Source organism: Duganella sp. FT27W (assembly GCF_009295655.1).
Taxonomy (GTDB): domain Bacteria; phylum Pseudomonadota; class Gammaproteobacteria; order Burkholderiales; family Burkholderiaceae_D; genus Rugamonas; species Rugamonas zoogloeoides.
Genome location: NZ_WHIV01000005.1, coordinates 583458 through 599606 on the forward strand (window position 1 = coordinate 583458; position 16149 = coordinate 599606).

A 16149-nucleotide genomic window follows, 5' to 3' on the forward strand; every position below is an offset into this window, starting at 1 on the left:
CACGTAGTACCGACCAAAAGGATTATTGATGACATTTCTTTCCATTCTGTGCGCGCTGCTGATCGAGCAAATGAAACCGCTGCGGGCGGATAATTTTATTTACGCGGAGATCAAGACCCTCGCATTGCGAATGGAGACCTGGTTCAATGCCGGCCAGGCCACGCACGGGCGTATCGGCTGGTTCCTGATGATGGCGATCCTGCTGGTGCCGGTCGCTACCATCTCGTGGGTGCTGCACTACTACGACTGGTTCCTGGCGTCGTTCGCTTGGAACGTGCTGATCGTTTATCTCACCCTGGGCTTTCGCCACTACAGCCACTATTTCACGTCGATCCAGCTGGCCCTGAATGCCGGCGACGAAACCGCCGCGCGCGCGCTGCTGGCCGAATGGACGCGCCAGGACACCATCGGCATGGACGCCAACGAAATCTCGCGCGTGGCCGTGGAAAAGGCCCTGATCACCACCCACCGCAACGTGTTCGGCGTGTTCTTCTGGTTCCTGATCCTGGGCCCGGTGGGCGCCATCCTGTACCGCGTATCGGAATACGTGGCGCGTGCCTGGAACGAGCCGGAACACATGCGCAACGAAGCCTTCGGCCTGTTCGCCGGCCGGGCCTATTACTGGATCGACTGGCTGCCGGTGCGCCTTACCGCCGTAGCGTTTGCCGTGGTGGGCAATTTCGAGGACGCCATCTACGCCTGGCGCAATTTCTCGCGCCGCTGGGCTGACGAGGCGATCGGCATTATCCTGTCGGCCGGCGGCGGCGCCATGGGCGTGCGCCTCGGTTCCCCGGCCGAACACGCGGTGCGCGTGACGCTGATCGACTCGGCCACGGTGGACATCTCCGACGTCGAGGCCGACACCCTGCCGGGCGAGGAGCCCAGCGTGCGGTCGCTGCAAAGCACAGTGGGCCTGGTATGGCGCGCGCTGCTGCTGTGGATGATGTTGCTGCTGCTGTTGTCCGGCGCGGTATGGCTCGGCGCCACGCCTTGAGGATCGCTTGAGCGGGCGATAGCGCGGTACAATAGCGGTGTTCGATGGTGCAGGGCGCGCATTTTCTGCACCATTGTGGATGTTTTAAATAAAACTCCACGTCAAATCAAGGGCTTACGTATTCAGGTCTTCTATAAGATATAATACGTATGTTCCTCACCCACACGTCTCATCGCAGAGCAGCCGCCCATGGCAGAGTCAGTTCAAAAACCGGTAGAACAGCAGGATTCGTTCTTCATCCTTGGCCAAACCAGCAATGGCCGGGCGTTTCGTCCCAGCGATTGGGCCGAGCGTCTGTGCGGCGTGATGGCCTGCTTCAAGCCGCCCGGCATCGGTGGCGGACGCGATTCCCACCTGCAGTTTTCGCCTTACGTCACGCCTACCGTGGTCAATGGCGTCAAGTCGGTGGTGGTCAACGGCAAGCTGCGCGACCTCGAACCGATGGCGTATCACTTCGTGATCTCGTTCGCCAAGGACAATGATCTGCAAGTGGTCGATGCCTGCCTGGTCCCCGAGAAAAAATAAATTTAAGTTCGTCCTCAGTAAATTTCCCTGAGGGCTCTCCCCGGCAGGGCAGGCCAGGGCGTATGCTGTGTTCTTCCGTATTCTCGCGAGACACCATGAACGCCAGCCGTCTGAAACACCTTGCCGCTGCCAGCATGCTGCTGTGCGGCCTCTCTTTTGTTGCCACCGGCACCGCCTGGGCCGCCCCTGCCACCACCGCGCTGCCAGCTGGCGTGGTCCAGGGCCCCGCCGTCGAAGGCATCACCGAATACCGCCTGCCCAACGGCCTGAAAGTACTGCTGTTCCCGGACGCGTCCAAGCCCACCGTCACCGTCAACGTCACGTACCTGGTCGGCTCGCGCCATGAAAACTACGGCGAGACCGGCATGGCCCACCTGCTCGAACACATGATGTTCAAGGGCTCACCGAAGAACCGCAGCATCCCGCAGCAATTCGCCAGCCGTGGCATGGACTTCAACGGCACCACGTCTTACGACCGTACCAACTACTACGAAGTGTTCCAGGCCAGCCCCGAGAACCTGAAATGGGCGCTCGACATGGAAGCGGACCGCATGGTCCATTCCTTCATCGCCCGCAAGGATCTCGATTCCGAAATGACAGTGGTGCGCAACGAGTACGAGAGCGGCGAGAACAGTCCGTTCTCGGTCATGCTCAAGCGGATGGACAGCGTGGCCTACGACTGGCACAGCTACGGCCGCTCCACCATCGGCAACCGCAGCGACATCGAGAACGTGCGCATCGAGAACCTGCAGGCGTTCTACCGCACCTACTACCAGCCCGACAACGCGGTGCTGCTCGTGGCCGGCAAATTCGACCCGGCGCAAACGCTGGCGTGGATCACCAGGTCGTTTGGCGCCATCCCGAAACCTAAGCGCGTGCTGCCGCCGTTCTGGACGGTGGAGCCGCAGCAGGACGGCGAGCGCAGTTTCGTCGTGCGCCGCAAGGGCGATATGCAGATCGTCATGCTCGGCTACAAAATCCCGTCGGCGCTGCACCCGGACGCCAATGCGCTGGGCATCATGAGCGAGATCCTCGGCGACACGCCGTCCGGCCGCCTGCACAAGGCGCTGGTGGCCACCGGCAAGGCAGCCGAAGTGTTCGCGTTTGGCCAGACCGGCTATGCGCCGGGCCTGGAAATCATCGGCGCCGTGGTCAAGGCGGGCGAGCCGCTCGACCCCGTGCGCGACGCGTTGACGCAGGCGGTGGAAAGCTTTGCCGCCACCCCGCCCACGATTGATGAAATGGAGCGCGTGCGCCGCAGCTACAGCAACAGCGTGGAAAAATCGCTCAACGATCCGCAGCAGGTGGGCGTGGCGCTGTCGGAGGAAATCGCACTGGGCGACTGGCGCCTGCTGTTCCAGAACCGTGACAAGCTGCCCGAGGTGACCGCTGAACAGGTCAGCGCCGCCGCTGCGCGCTACCTCAAGCGCGACAACCGCGTGGTGGGCACCTTTATCCCCGACGACCAGCCGCAGCGCGCCGAGATCACCGCCGCGCCGCCGGTGGCGGAAGTGATGAAAGACTTCAAGGCCAAACAAAGCGTGCTGACGTCGGAAGTGTTCGACCCGAGCCAGGACAATATCAACGCCCGCACCGAGGTCACGACCATCGGCGGCCTGAAAGTGGCGCTGCTGCCCAAGAAAAACCGCGGCGAGGCGGTATCGGTGGACTTGCAGCTGCACTGGGGTGACGAGAAAAACCTGTTCAACCAGCAGATGGTGGCCGCCTTTGCCGACGAGATGCTGATGCGCGGCACCAGCAAGTACACGCGCGAGCAGCTGGCCGATGCCTTTGCCAAATTGAAGATGTCGGGCGGCGTGTACGGCTTCCAGACCACCGGCCCGAACCTCGATGCCGCGCTGCGCCTCGTGGCCCACGTGCTGCGCGAGGCCAGCTTCCCGCAGGACGAATTCGAGCAGCTGCGCCAGCAATGGCTGGTCGGGATCGAATCGTCGCGCAACGAGCCGGAGTCCCTGGCCCATAACGCCATCGAAGAATATTTCGACACCCATCCGAAAGGCGACTTCCGCGCCGCCATGACGGTCGATGAACAGCTGGCGGCGGTCAAGGCCCTCAAGCGCGACGATGTGGTGGCGTTCCACCGCGATTACTATGGTGCGGGTCACGGCGAACTGGCCATCGTCGGTGACTTCGACAAGGCGGCCATCGCCAAAACCATCGACGACAGCTTCACCGGCTGGAACAGCAAGGTGGCGTATGCGCCGCTGAAGGACACGGCAGCCGACAAGCCGGCCGTGCACCGCGCGATCGACGCGCCGGAAAAGGAAAACGGCATGTTTGCCGCGCGCCTGAACCTGGACCTCAATGTGAACGATCCGGTGTATCCGGCGCTGGACCTGGCCAATTACATCTTCGGTGGCGGTAGCCTGAAGTCGCGCCTGATGGACCGCATCCGCCAGAAGGACGGCCTGTCGTACGGCGGCGGGGCGTCCGTGCACGCGGGCGATATCGACCGCGCCGGCAGCTTCACCATCAACGCCATCGCCGCGCCGCAGAACCTGAAAAAGCTGGAAGCGGCAATCCGCGAGGAACTTGTTCGCGCCGTCAAACAGGGCTTCACGGCGCAGGAACTGGCGCAGGCCAAATCGGGACTGCTGCAGCAGCGGGTGCAAAACCGCTCACAGGACAAGGTGGTGGCCGGCGGCTGGACCCGCAATCTGTACCTGAACCAGACCTATAGCTGGAGCAAGGACTACGAGGCCAAATTGCAGGCGGCGACGCTGGAACAGGTCAATGCGGCATTCCGCAAGGCGGTCGATCCGGCCAAGCTGACGGTGGTCGTGGTCGGCGACGAGAAGAAGGCAGGGAAGTAGGCAAAAAAATGGACCGCAGCAGCGGTCCATTCATCATGCCATCAGGGCGGCGGACTATCCGCCACGTGCACCGGCCGCTTGTCCAGGCTGTTGTCCTGCGGCCCCGGCGAATCGAGCACAGGGCGCAAGCGCGGCAGCGAATCGGGGTAGTTGGCCGCCACGAACGCGATCATCGCCTCGCGGATTTCGCAGCGCAAATCGAACGCCGTGCCGGAATCGACCGCGCTCACCAGCAGGCGCAGCTGCATGCCTTTCTCGTTGGCGTCGGTCACGTGCAGCACGCACACGCGCTTGTCCCAGCGCGTGGAAGCGTGGGTGATGCGTTCGAATTCGGCGCGCACTTTTTGCACCGGCACGCTGAAGTCCAGCCACAGGAACACCGTGCCCAGGATGCTGGCCGACGTGTGGGTCCAGTTCTCGAACGGGTTTTCGATAAACCATTGCAGCGGCACGATCATGCGCCGCTCGTCCCAGATGCGCACCACGACGTAGGTGCCGGTGATGCGCTCCACGCGCCCCCATTCGCCCTTGACGATCAACACGTCGTCGATGCGGATCGGCTGCGAAAAGGCGATCTGCAAGCCGGCGATGAAGTTGCCCAGCACCGGCTTGGCGGCGATACCGGCCACCAGGCCGGCCACACCGGCCGAGGCCAGCAAGCTGGCGCCGAACTGGCGCGCACCGGGCAAGGTGAGCAGCATGAAGCCGATCCCCAGCAGCACGATGATGGCATTGGCGCTGCGCGTGAGCACCGACGTTTGCGTGAGCACGCGGCGCGCGCGCATATTGTCGAGCACATCGACCGGGTTGAGTTCGGAGATGGTCTTCTTGATCGAATTGACGCAGGCGATGGCCAGCCAGGTCAGGCAGACGATCAGCAGCACGCTGACGATGCGCGAGAGCGATGCGAGGAACGGCGTGGTCTCGGGCGCGCCGGTGAGCACCAGCCGCAGCGCAAACAGCGCCGCCACGATCTGGCTCGGGCGGAACGCATACTTGATGGCGTTGGTGGTGTAGGGGCGGTGCCGGGCGATGCGCTTGAGCAGCTCGATGCCGGCGCGGTGCAGTACCAGCGCGATGGCGACGAAGATGACGGCGGTGATGGCGACCACTGCTGCGGCGCGCCACGGACCCTGCTGTAAATCAGTAAAATATTCTAGTTCCATGAGTGAGCATTTTAGACAAAGGAAAGATATTGCGTCGCACAATGTACCCTATGCGTGCGCTAACGAACAAATGCTTTCCGGTCAATAATGAAACAATAGGCGAGCTGAGGTCGATTGTACGCATCCACCCGAAGATGTAGCGATTCACTGCCACTCTGCAATCTCCTGAGAGGAATTCTTCATGTTGTCACGCTCTGTAAAACTATCTTTACGCTTCATATTGCCCCTGGCGATACTGCTTTGCCTGTTTGCCTACATCGTCGTGCCATTGATGGACAAGCTCACGCTGCGCTGGTCGCTGCGCGACCTCGACAACCGCTCCCAGCTGCTTGCCACCACCTTGCAGGTGCCGCTGCGCGAAGACGTGCTGCTCAACGACAGCGCCCACATCAAGCGCTTGTTCGACGGCGCCATCGAGGATGAGCGCCTGTTCGCGCTGGGCTTTTGCGATGCATCTGGCAAGCTGCTGTACAAAACCTACACCTATCCGACCTCGTTGGGCTGCTGGAATCCGCCGGCAGATGGCACCGCGCGCAAGTCGCTGGTGCAGCTGCCGCGCGGCCCCGTGCACGTGGCTGAAACTCCGATCATGGATGCCGGTTCCGAGCTCGGTCGGCTGATCCTGGTGCACGACATGAGTTTTATCGAGCGCCGCAGCGCCGAGACCACCAAGTACGTGCTGGGCTTCTTTGCGCTGCTGGCCGTGGCGATCGCCTTCCTCACCCTGCTGGTGTCGCACCTGAGCTGGCGCGGCTGGCTGGCCAGCTTGAACGATGTGCTTCGCGGCCAGCTGATTCCGCGCGCCACCGCCAAGCCCGATCCCGACGCACCGCCGCCGCCACCGGAGATGGAGCCGCTGATCGGCGAGTTGCGCAGCCTGCTCGAGGAATACCACCAGGAGCGCCAGCACAGCGACGGCGGCAGCTACGTCGGTAACGGCTCCGACTGGGCGCCTGAAAAACTCAAGGCCCTGCTGCAGCAGGATCTCGCCGGCGACCAGGTGCTGGTGGTCTCCAACCGCGAACCGTACATCCACGAAAAAGCCGCCGACGGCACCGTCAAGGTACGCCGTCCGGCGTCCGGCCTGGTGACGGCCGTGGAAGCGGTGATGCGCGCCTGCTCCGGTACCTGGATTGCCCACGGCGCCGGCAGCGCCGACCGCGAGACCGTGGACAAGAACGACCACGTGCCGGTGCCGCCAAAAAATCCGAGCTACACGCTGCGCCGCGTATGGCTGACCGAAGAAGAAGAGAAGGGCTACTACTACGGCTTCGCCAACGAAGGCCTGTGGCCCCTTTGCCATATCGCCCACGTGCGCCCGGTGTTCCGCTCGTCGGACTGGGAAGAGTACGTCAAGGTCAACCGCCGCTTTGCCGACGCTGTGATCAAGGAAGCGCGCACGGACAATCCGGTAGTGCTGGTACAGGATTACCATTTCGCCCTGCTGCCGCGCATGGTGCGCGAAGCGCTGCCGAAAGCGACGATTATCACGTTCTGGCACATCCCATGGCCTAACTCGGAGTCGTTCGGCATTTGCCCGTGGCGCGAAGAGATTTTGGAAGGCATGTTGGGCAGCACCATCCTCGGCTTCCACACGCCGTTCCACCGCAAGAACTTCCTCGACACCGTGGACCGCTACCTGGAAACCCGGATCGAGCCGGAAGCGTCGACCATCTCGTATGGTAACGAGCTGACGCAAGTGGAAGACTACCCGATCTCGATCGCCTGGCCCGACTACCCGGACACCGTGCCGGTGGACGTGTGCCGCACCGAGATCCGCCAGATCCTCGGCGTGCCGCAGGACCACCTGCTGGCGTTCGGCGTCGATCGCCTCGATTACACCAAGGGCATCCTGGAGCGCTTCCAGGCCGTGGACCGCATGCTGGAAATGCATCCGGCCATGGTGGGCAAGTTCAGCTTCGTGCAGATCGCCGCACCAAGCCGCTCCGACCTCGAGGAATACATGAACTTCGAGCAGCGCGTGCGCAAGCTGGCCGACAAGATCAACGACCGCTACGGCAAGGACGGCTACCTGCCGATCATCCTGAAAATCGAGCACCACGACCAGAACGAATTGCAGCGCTACTTCCGCGCCAGCGAAGTATGCATGGTGACCAGCCTGCACGACGGCATGAACTTGGTGGCGAAAGAATTCATCGCCGCCCGCGACGACGAACACGGCGCGCTGGTGCTGTCGCAGTTCACCGGCGCCGCGCGCGAGCTGCACGAAGCGCTGATCATCAACCCGTACCACATTGAGCAGGGCGCCGAAGCGCTGTATCGCGGCCTGACCATGCCGTCGGTGGAGCAGGTCGAACGGATGCGCAGCATGCGCGACCGCGTGCGTCGCTTCAATGTGTACCGCTGGGCGGGCCACATGCTGCTTGACGCGGCACGCCTGCGCAAGCGCGAAAAAGTGATGCAGAAGATCCGCGCGCACAGCCGCACCAACCTGCGTCGGGTGGGCTGATGATGGCTGCTGAAGTGGAAAAATTTGCCCTCGCCGAGTGGCTCGATGGCGCGGTATTCCTCGACTTCGACGGCACCCTCGTCGAGCTGGCGGAGACGCCCGATACGGTGGTGGTGGCGCCGGGCCTGGTGCAGGTGCTGGCCAGCCTGGGCGAACGGCTGCAAGGGCGGCTGGCGATTGTCAGCGGCCGTCCGATCGCGCAGATCGACGCCATGCTGGCGCCGTTAAAATTGCCGGTGGCCGGCGTCCATGGCGCCGAGCGCCGTGATTACAACGGTCAGCTGCATATCGCCACGGCGCCGTCGCTCGACGCCGCACAACTAATTTTGCGCGCGCTGGTGCTGGCCCATGACGGCCTGCTACTGGAAGAGAAGCGCGGCGCGCTGGCGCTGCATTACCGCCTGGCGCCCGGTCTGCGGGTGCAGTGCGAGCAGGCCATGGCAGCCGCGCTTGCAGCCGCGCCCGGCACCGTGCTATTGCATGGCAAAATGGTGCTGGAACTGAAGCCCGCTGCCACCAACAAGGGCAGCGCCGTGGCCGAATTTTTGCAGGAAGAACCGTTCAAGGGACGCAAGCCGGTGTTCGTTGGCGACGACACCACCGACGAAGCAGGCATCGCCTACGCCCAGGAACTGGGCGGCATCGGCGTGAAAGTCGGCGCGGGACCGAGTGCGGCCCGCTGCCACCTGGACTCGCCGCAGGCACTGCACGCGCAGCTGGCCCATGCTGCACAGACGGCCCTATCTACCAGTAGCATCAGCCCAGGAGACACGCCATGACCTCAATAAACGGCACGACCGGCACACCCGGCATTCCCGTAGCACCGACCGCGCTCGGCCCCGTCAACGCCCCGGTCACTCCCGAAGCCTCGCTCAACTGCGGCGTGATCGGCAACTGCTCGTACAACGCCATGGTCGATAAAAGCGGCAACATCGTCTGGTGCTGCCTGCCGCGCTTTGACGGCGACCCGGTGTTCAACGCCTTGCTCGACAACTCCGACAACGGCAGCGTGTGGAGCATCGAGCTGGAAAACTGCGTCAAGACCGAGCAGTTCTACGATCCCAACACCGCCGTGCTTCGCACGCGCCTGACCGACGCCGACAACCACGGCATCGAGATCACCGACTTTGCGCCGCGCTTCCTGAGCCGCGACCGCATGTTCCGCCCGCTGATGCTGATCCGCCGCATCCGTATTCTGAACAGCGCGGTGCGCATCCGCGTGCGCGTGCGCCCGCGCTTCGACTGGGGCCGCGTGACGCCGCAGATCACGCGCGGCAGCCACCATATCCGCTACGTGGGGCCGGAGCAGACGCTGCGCCTCAATACCGATGCGTCGCTGAGCCACCTACTGTCCGAGTCGTGGTTCCTGGTGAATAAATCGCTGAACTTCACGCTGGGCCCGGACGAGACGCTCAACGAAGGCATTGAGGATATCTGCCGCCGTTTCGAGAAAGAGACCATCAACTACTGGCGCAACTGGAGCCGCCGCCTGGCGCTGCCGTACGAGTACCAGGACGTGGTGATCCGCGCAGCGATCACGCTCAAGATGTCGCTGTACGAAGACACTGGCGCCATCATTGCCGCCATGACCACCAGCATTCCCGAGGCGCCCGGCAGCGAGCGTAACTGGGACTACCGGTTCTGCTGGCTGCGCGACGCGTTCTTCGTGGTGCGCGCCTTGAACAGCCTGTCCGAAGTGGGCACGATGGAGGAGTACCTGCGCTGGCTCTCCAACATCGTCGCCAGCTCCAAGGGCGGCCATATCCAGCCTTTGTACGGCATCGGCCTGGAAGAACACCTGCCCGAATCGACGCTCGACCATCTGCCCGGCTATCGCGGCCACAAGCCGGTGCGCGTGGGTAACCAGGCGCAGGAACACTTCCAGCACGATGTGTATGGCAACGTGGTGCTGGGCGCGGCGCAAGCCTTCCTCGACCATCGCTTGCTCAACCGCGCCGGCGTGGCCGAATTCGCGCTGCTCGAAGCCGTGGGCGAGCAGGCGTTCCGCGTGCACGACCAGCCCGACGCCGGCATGTGGGAGCTGCGCACCCGTGCGCGCGTGCACACGTCGTCGATGTTGATGAGTTGGGCCGCGTGCGACCGCCTGTCGAAAATCGCCAACGTGCTGGAACTGCCGGACCGCGCTGCCTACTGGCAGGGCCGCGCCGACCAGATCCGCGAACCGCTGCTGCGCGACTCCTGGAGCGAGGAACGCCAGGCATTTGTCGAAAGCCTGGGCGGCCGCGATCTCGATGCCAGCGTGCTCCTGATGGCCGAAGTGAACTTCATCGATCCGATGGACCCGCGCTTCATCAAGACCGTGGAAGCGCTCGAGAAAACCCTGTGCGACGGCCCGTACATGCGCCGCTACGAAGCGCCCGACGACTTCGGCAAGCCGGAAACCGCGTTCAACATCTGCACCTTCTGGCGCATCGACGCGCTGGCGCGCATCGGTCGCAAGGAAGAGGCGCGCGAAATCTTCGAGACCATGCTCAAGGCCCGCAACCACCTCGGTTTGCTGTCGGAAGACACGCACCCGGTCACCGGCGAAATGTGGGGCAATTTCCCGCAGACGTATTCGATGGTGGGACTGATCAACTGCGCCATGCGGCTGTCCGCCCCGTGGGACAGCGTCATTTGATGTAAAAACAGCGGTTGGCGTGCGCGATCTCGTTTTATGTACTATCATTAGTTACATGAGACGAGACAGCAAACTATCTTCCATCCTGCACGTGCTGCTGCACATGGCGCAGGCCAACCGCCCGTTCACTTCCGAGGAGCTGTCCGGCTTCCTCGATACCAACCCGGTGCTGGTGCGGCGCGTGCTGGCCGGCCTGCGCGAGCGTGGCTATGTCGGTTCCGGCAAGGGCCATGGCGGCGGCTGGGTCATCACCTGCGACCTCGGGACGGTCACCCTGCGCGACATCTACGAAGCCGTGGGTTCGCCCACCGTATTCGCCATGGGCAACCGCACGGAGGAACCGGGATGCCTGGTCGAGCGGGCCGTCAACGACGCCCTGGCCAGCGCCTTCGACGAGGCGGAAGCATTGCTGATCGAGCGTTTCAAGGACGTCACGCTGGCCGACCTGTCGGCCCGCTTCAATCGCGAATATGCCCATCACCAGGGAGCACTCCATGACCACCCCAAAAATGTCGACTGAGTTCGACGTCATTGTCGTCGGCGGCAGCTATGCCGGCCTGTCCGCCGCCACCCAGCTGGCCCGTGCGCGCCGCCGCGTGCTGGTGATCGACGCCGGCCAGCGCCGCAACCGCTACGCGCAGCACTCGCACGGCTTCCTCGGCCAGGATGGCCGCGAGGCGGCGGCGATTGCCGCCGAGGGCAGGGCGCAGCTTTTGAAGTATCCAACCGTGCAGTGGATCGAGGGCGCCGCCGCCCAGGCCACGCGGCTGGACCACGGCTTTCGTATCACCCTGACCGACGGCCGTGGCTTCGACGCCGAGGCGCTGGTGCTGGCCACCGGCGTGGTCGATGAACTGCCCGCGCTGCCCGGCCTGGCCGAGCGCTGGGGCATGAGCGTGTTTCACTGCCCGTACTGCCACGGCTACGAATTGATGGAAGGGCGCATCGGCGTGCTGGCCACCAGCGAACTGTCGATGCATCACGCGCTGATGCTGCCCGACTGGGGCCAGGTGACGCTGTTTTTGAATAATGTCTTTGTGCCGGACCAGGAACAGTTGGCCGCGCTGGCCGCGCGCGGCGTCACCGTCGAGCGCACGGCCGTCAAGCGCATCGCCGGTCATGCCACGGTGGAGCTGGTGGACGGCCGCGCACTGACCATGGCGGGACTGTTCCTCATGAGCCGTACCCATAGCGGCAGTCCGCTGGCCGAGCAACTGGGGTGCGAATTCGAGCAGGGCCCCACCGGCATGTTTGTGCGCACCGACGCCATGAAGGCGACCAGCGTGGCCGGCGTCTTCGCCTGCGGCGACTCCGCGCGTGCGGCCGGCAGCGTGGCGCTGGCGGTGGCCGACGGCGCCATGGCCGGTGTTGCCGCCCACCGTCTCACTATCTTCGGCGCACTGGCCGCCTGACAAAGCGGCAGGCGTAAAAAAGCCGGCATCGCGCCGGCTTTCGTTTTGCTGGAGCTGCTTACTTGGCAGCTGGCGCTGCAGCGGCTGGCTTGTTCTGGTACATGATCCAGAAGCGGGCCAGGTCGGCGCGGCCGTCGTCGCCCTGGATGGTTTCGAGCAGCTTGATCGACTCATCCTTCTTGCCGGCCATGGCCAGGGCGTAGCCCAGGCGCAGCTTGGCGTCGTCAGGATTTTTCGACACGCCCTTGGCGATACCTTGCTTCATCAGGTCGATACCCTTGTCGAACTGGCCCAGGGTGATGTAGTTGTAGCCGAGGTTGACCAGGCCGACGCCTTCTTTCGATTTTTGAGCGGAAGCGATGCCTGCATCGATGTTCTTGGCATCGTCGGCAGCGCCACGGGTGGCGGTGTCGCGGATCTTGGTGATCGCTGCCTTGTCCTTGCCGGCCGGGATGGTGCCGTTCGGGTAGGCCTTGTCGATGGCGATCTTCGCTTCGGTGAAGAAGCCGCCCAGCGAGGCCAGTTCGGCTTGCTCCAGGTAGTCTTCGGTTTCCATTTTAGACGGGGCGGCTACCGCTTTCAGGCGGGCCATGTCCAGGTCCAGGCGCTGGGCGTAGGTCTTCTTGCCGCGCGTGCGGTTCAGCAGGTCGAACCAGTATTCTTCGCTCGGGTAGTAGCGCACCAGCTCTTCCACGGCGGTCAGGTACAGGGAGGTGTCCTTGAGCTTGATGCCGATGTTGCCGAGCAGGTTAAGCGTGTCTTTCGATGGCGCGGTACCGGCTTGCTTGGCGGCAGCGATGTCCTTCTGCACTTCGGTCTTGGCGCTGGCGAAATCGTCTTTCAGGAAGTACGAGCGGATGATGAACTGGCGCTGCTTGGCGGTGTCGCCCGACTCGGCGCCATAGCGGTTGAACCAGACGATGGCCTTGTCGTAGTCCTTGATATTGCTGTAATAAATGCTGCCCACGGCATCGATGAATTTGAGCTTTTGTTCCGGCGTCAGACGACCGGAGTCGATCATGCCTTCGAGACCTTGCACCGTCATTTGCTGGTCGCCGCTGGTCTGGCCCAGTTGCGCGCGCAACTGGTTCAGCACGAACGTCTCGTACGGCGTCAGGCTGGGCGTGGCCGCTGCGGTATCGATGCGGGTTTTGACTTCGGCGTAATTCTTAGCGTCCAGCAATTCCTTGATTTGCTTGGTTTCGATCAGCTTGAAGATCTCGGGACGGACGGTATCGGCCTGCGCTGGCGCAGCGGCCTTTTCCTTGTCCTGGGCGTGGACCATGTTCATGCCCAGCATGGCGGGAGCGGCATTGAGGCCGATGGCGGCCAGGATCAGGCTGATACGAGCAAGACGAATGTGGGACATGTGTAATCCTTCAATCATAGACTTTGGTTTTCTCAAGGGCGCTGGCGCAGGCACAGCGGCCAAACGCGCGTATTGTTACATAAAAAACGCCTTCCGCGCCGATTTCAAGTGTGTGCCGGCGGGGGCGCGCCGAAGCCCGGCACCGGCGCGCGGCCGGACGCTGGCAGTTCGCCCGCCAGCCAGGCGTTAACGGCGTCGAGCGCGGGCGCCGCGAAGCCGTAGGTGAGCAGGGCCGGGGCGGCGATGTCCAGCGCCTGGTACGGGTTCCACAGCGCCAGGTGCAAATCGGGACGCCAGGTGCGGCGCGCATGTTCGCCGTAACGCAGGCGCGAGGTGGACGCCAGGATGGTAAAACGGCCATCCTGCGGCAGCGCGGTCCAGTCGAAGGCGTCGGCATCGGCGTATGTCAGCAGTTCGACGTCGTACAGGCGGCGCAGCGAGTCGGCCACCCGCGCCGCCGGCACGCCCGCTTCCGATACGCCGTCGCTCACCACGTCCTGCCTTACCACCAGGCGCAGCTTGGCGCCCGGAGCGGGGCGCTGCGGATCGCCATGCGCGGTGAGCGCTCGGCGCCAGCCTTCGGCCATCACCACGCGGTCGTCGGCGTCGTCCAGGTACGGCGGCTGGCCGCACGGGTAGTCGCGTGCCAGCGCCGCCAGCCGCGCGAGCCGCTGCTGCACTTCACCGATCGGCAGTTCGCCCGAGGCGATGGCGGCGGCAATTGCCGCCAGGGTTTCTTCCTGCGTTTGCGGTGTGCCCAGTGCCATCACCATGTCGGCGCCGGCCGTGAGCGCGCGCACGGCCGCATGGCCCACGCCGTAGCGGTGCGCAATCGCATGCATGTCCATGCCGTCGGTGATGATGATGCCGCGATACTGCCACTGGTCGCGCAGCAGGTCGTGCAGGATGGCGCGCGACATGGTGGCGGGGTTGGCGGCGTCGAGCGTCGGATAGACGATATGCGCGGTCATCATGGCTGGCGCATGTGCAGCGGCGGTGCGGAACGGCGCCAGTTCCAGCCGCTCCAATTCAGTCACCGGCTTGTCCACCGTGGGCAGGTCGCGGTGCGAATCGACGTTGGTATCGCCATGGCCGGGGAAGTGCTTGACGCAGCAGGCCACGCCTTCCGCATGGCTGCCGGCCATCCAGGCCAGCGCCAGTTCGGCGGCGCGCTGCGGATCGGCGCCAAACGAACGCTCGGCAATCACCGGATTGTACGGGTTGTTGTTGAGGTCCAGCACCGGCGCGAAGTTCCAGTTGAAACCGAGCGACCGGATGGCGCGCGCCACCGCCGCGCCGGTGCGCTGTACCAGGCCGGCATCGTCAGCCGCGCCCAGGCCCATGGCCGACGGCGGCGCCGGCACCCAGGTGGCACGCACCACGGCGCCGCCTTCCTGGTCGATGGCGATCAGCGACTCCGGCCCCATCGCGGCGCGCAGGTCGGCCGTCAGTTTGGACAGCTGGGCGGCGTCGGTCATATTGCCGCGAAACAGGCACACGGCGCGGATGCCGTTGGCCTTGATGAAGCTGGCGGTGGCGGCATCGAGCTCGGTGCCGGGGAAGCGGATCATGATCAGCTGGCCGGCCAGTTGGCGTAAATTGTTTGGGTGTAAATTGTTTATGTCGGTCACAGTCGTTCGCCTTCCAGATACACGGCTTTGAGTTGCAGGTCGCGGTCCAGCACCACCAGGTCGGCCCAGGCGCCGGTGGTCAGGCGGCCCCGGTCGGGCAGGTCGAGGTAGTCGGCGGCGTAAGTGGACACGCGCGCCGAGGCGTCCGCCAGGTCGAGCCCGATCCTGACCAGGTTGCGCAGCGCTTGGTCCATGGTAAGCGCGCTGCCGGCCAGCGTGCCATCGGGCAGGCGCACGCCGCCGAGGCATTTCATGACCACTTGCCGGCCCAGCATGTATTCGCCGTCGGGCATGCCGGTGGCGGCGGTGGAATCGGTCACGCAATAAAGCTTCGGGATGCAGCGCAGTGCGGTGCGAATCGCGCCCGGGTGCACGTGCAGCAGGTCGGGGATCAGTTCCGCGTACTGCGCATGGGCCAGCGCCGCGCCCACCATGCCCGGCTCGCGGTGGTGCAGGCCGGTCATGGCGTTGAACAGGTGGGTGAAGCCGTGGGCGCCGTGTTCCAGCGCCGCCTTGCCGTCTTCGTAAGAACCGGCGGTGTGGCCAAGCTGCACCCGCATGCCGGTGTCCGCCAGCGCTTTGACCAGGTCCAGGTGGCCGGGGATTTCGGGCGCGACCGTGATCAGTTTTAACGGCGCCAGCGCTGCCAGGGCGCGCACGTCGGCCAGCGTGGCCGCGCGCGCGTAGTCGGGCTGCGCGCCGAGCTTGCCGGGGTTGATGTACGGCCCTTCCAGGTGGGCGCCCAGTACCCGCGCCTCGCCGGCGCCGCGCCGGGCGGCGGCGCGGCCGATGGCGGCCAGCGCCAGCTCGATGTCGTCGGGCGGGGCGGTCATGGTGGTGGCCAGCAGGCTGGTGGTGCCGTGGCGGGCGTGCAGGGCGGCGATGGTGCGCACGGCGTCGCCGGCTTCCATCACGTCCTTGCCGCCGCCGCCGTGCACGTGCAGGTCGATAAAGCCGGGCAGGATATAGTCGTCGGTGTTCGACGCCGGATCGACCGCGCCGCCTTTGACGACGGCGATATGCGTATCGAAATCGATATCGCCGTGTACCCAGCCCTGGGGAGTGAGGATATTGCCTGTGATTGCAGCGCGCATGATAGGCACTCCG

General features: G+C 64.4%; 12 protein-coding genes. 8 read left to right on the forward strand and 4 right to left on the reverse strand.

The window, feature by feature from the left end; genetic code table 11:
• Positions 1 to 28: 28 nt before the first annotated feature.
• The 3 genes from F8197_RS24510 to F8197_RS24520 all read left to right on the forward strand — a co-directional run bounded on the left by F8197_RS24510 (position 29) and on the right by F8197_RS24520 (position 4353).
• Positions 29 to 994 carry a CobD/CbiB family protein gene (locus F8197_RS24510; RefSeq protein WP_152884263.1) on the forward strand — a complete coding sequence of 322 codons (966 nt, stop codon included), beginning with the start codon at positions 29 to 31 and terminating at the stop codon, positions 992 to 994.
• Between the two features lie 189 nt (positions 995 to 1183).
• Entirely contained in the window at positions 1184 to 1519 is a 336-nt protein-coding gene (locus F8197_RS24515; protein WP_019921713.1) for a DUF3579 domain-containing protein, read from the forward strand.
• 95 nt (positions 1520 to 1614) lie between these two features.
• Positions 1615 to 4353, forward strand: a complete 2739-nt coding sequence (locus F8197_RS24520; protein WP_152884265.1) for a pitrilysin family protein — start codon at positions 1615 to 1617, stop codon at positions 4351 to 4353.
• A gap of 41 nt (positions 4354 to 4394) precedes the next feature.
• Here F8197_RS24520 and F8197_RS24525 read toward each other — a convergent pair whose 3' ends face one another.
• Positions 4395 to 5519 (reverse strand): mechanosensitive ion channel family protein, encoded by a 1125-nt coding sequence (locus F8197_RS24525; RefSeq protein WP_152884267.1) that lies wholly within the window; start codon positions 5517 to 5519, stop codon positions 4395 to 4397.
• Between the two features lie 181 nt (positions 5520 to 5700).
• On the opposite strand from F8197_RS24525, the gene F8197_RS24530 reads away from it, so the two are divergent.
• From F8197_RS24530 to F8197_RS24550, 5 genes are read left to right on the forward strand one after another with little or no spacing between them, the layout of a single operon-like run.
• Positions 5701 to 7989, forward strand: coding sequence for a trehalose-6-phosphate synthase (locus tag F8197_RS24530; RefSeq protein ID WP_152884270.1), 2289 nt, complete (start codon positions 5701 to 5703; stop codon positions 7987 to 7989).
• Entirely contained in the window at positions 7989 to 8768 is a 780-nt protein-coding gene (otsB, locus tag F8197_RS24535; RefSeq protein ID WP_152884272.1) for a trehalose-phosphatase, read from the forward strand. The genes F8197_RS24530 and otsB overlap by 1 nt, the downstream gene beginning before the upstream one ends.
• Positions 8765 to 10630, forward strand: a complete 1866-nt coding sequence (locus F8197_RS24540) for a glycoside hydrolase family 15 protein (protein WP_152884274.1) — start codon at positions 8765 to 8767, stop codon at positions 10628 to 10630. Before otsB ends, F8197_RS24540 begins: the two co-directional genes overlap by 4 nt.
• 55 nt (positions 10631 to 10685) lie before the next feature.
• Positions 10686 to 11150 carry an Rrf2 family transcriptional regulator gene (locus tag F8197_RS24545; protein WP_152884275.1) on the forward strand — a complete coding sequence of 155 codons (465 nt, stop codon included), beginning with the start codon at positions 10686 to 10688 and terminating at the stop codon, positions 11148 to 11150.
• Complete coding sequence (locus F8197_RS24550) at positions 11125 to 12042, forward strand: NAD(P)/FAD-dependent oxidoreductase (RefSeq protein ID WP_152884277.1); 918 nt, start codon at positions 11125 to 11127, stop codon at positions 12040 to 12042. Before F8197_RS24545 ends, F8197_RS24550 begins: the two co-directional genes overlap by 26 nt.
• A gap of 58 nt (positions 12043 to 12100) precedes the next feature.
• Here F8197_RS24550 and F8197_RS24555 read toward each other — a convergent pair whose 3' ends face one another.
• The 3 genes from F8197_RS24555 to nagA form a co-directional block, all read right to left on the reverse strand.
• Positions 12101 to 13411, reverse strand: coding sequence for a M48 family metallopeptidase (locus F8197_RS24555; RefSeq protein ID WP_152884279.1), 1311 nt, complete (start codon positions 13409 to 13411; stop codon positions 12101 to 12103).
• 104 nt (positions 13412 to 13515) lie between these two features.
• Entirely contained in the window at positions 13516 to 15042 is a 1527-nt protein-coding gene (gene nagZ, locus F8197_RS24560) for a beta-N-acetylhexosaminidase (protein ID WP_373996968.1), read from the reverse strand.
• The gene (gene nagA, locus F8197_RS24565) at positions 15039 to 16136 is read right to left on the reverse strand and encodes an N-acetylglucosamine-6-phosphate deacetylase (RefSeq protein ID WP_152884281.1); all 1098 of its coding nucleotides are present in this window, start codon (positions 16134 to 16136) and stop codon (positions 15039 to 15041) included. Before nagA ends, nagZ begins: the two co-directional genes overlap by 4 nt.
• Positions 16137 to 16149: the final 13 nt, after the last annotated feature.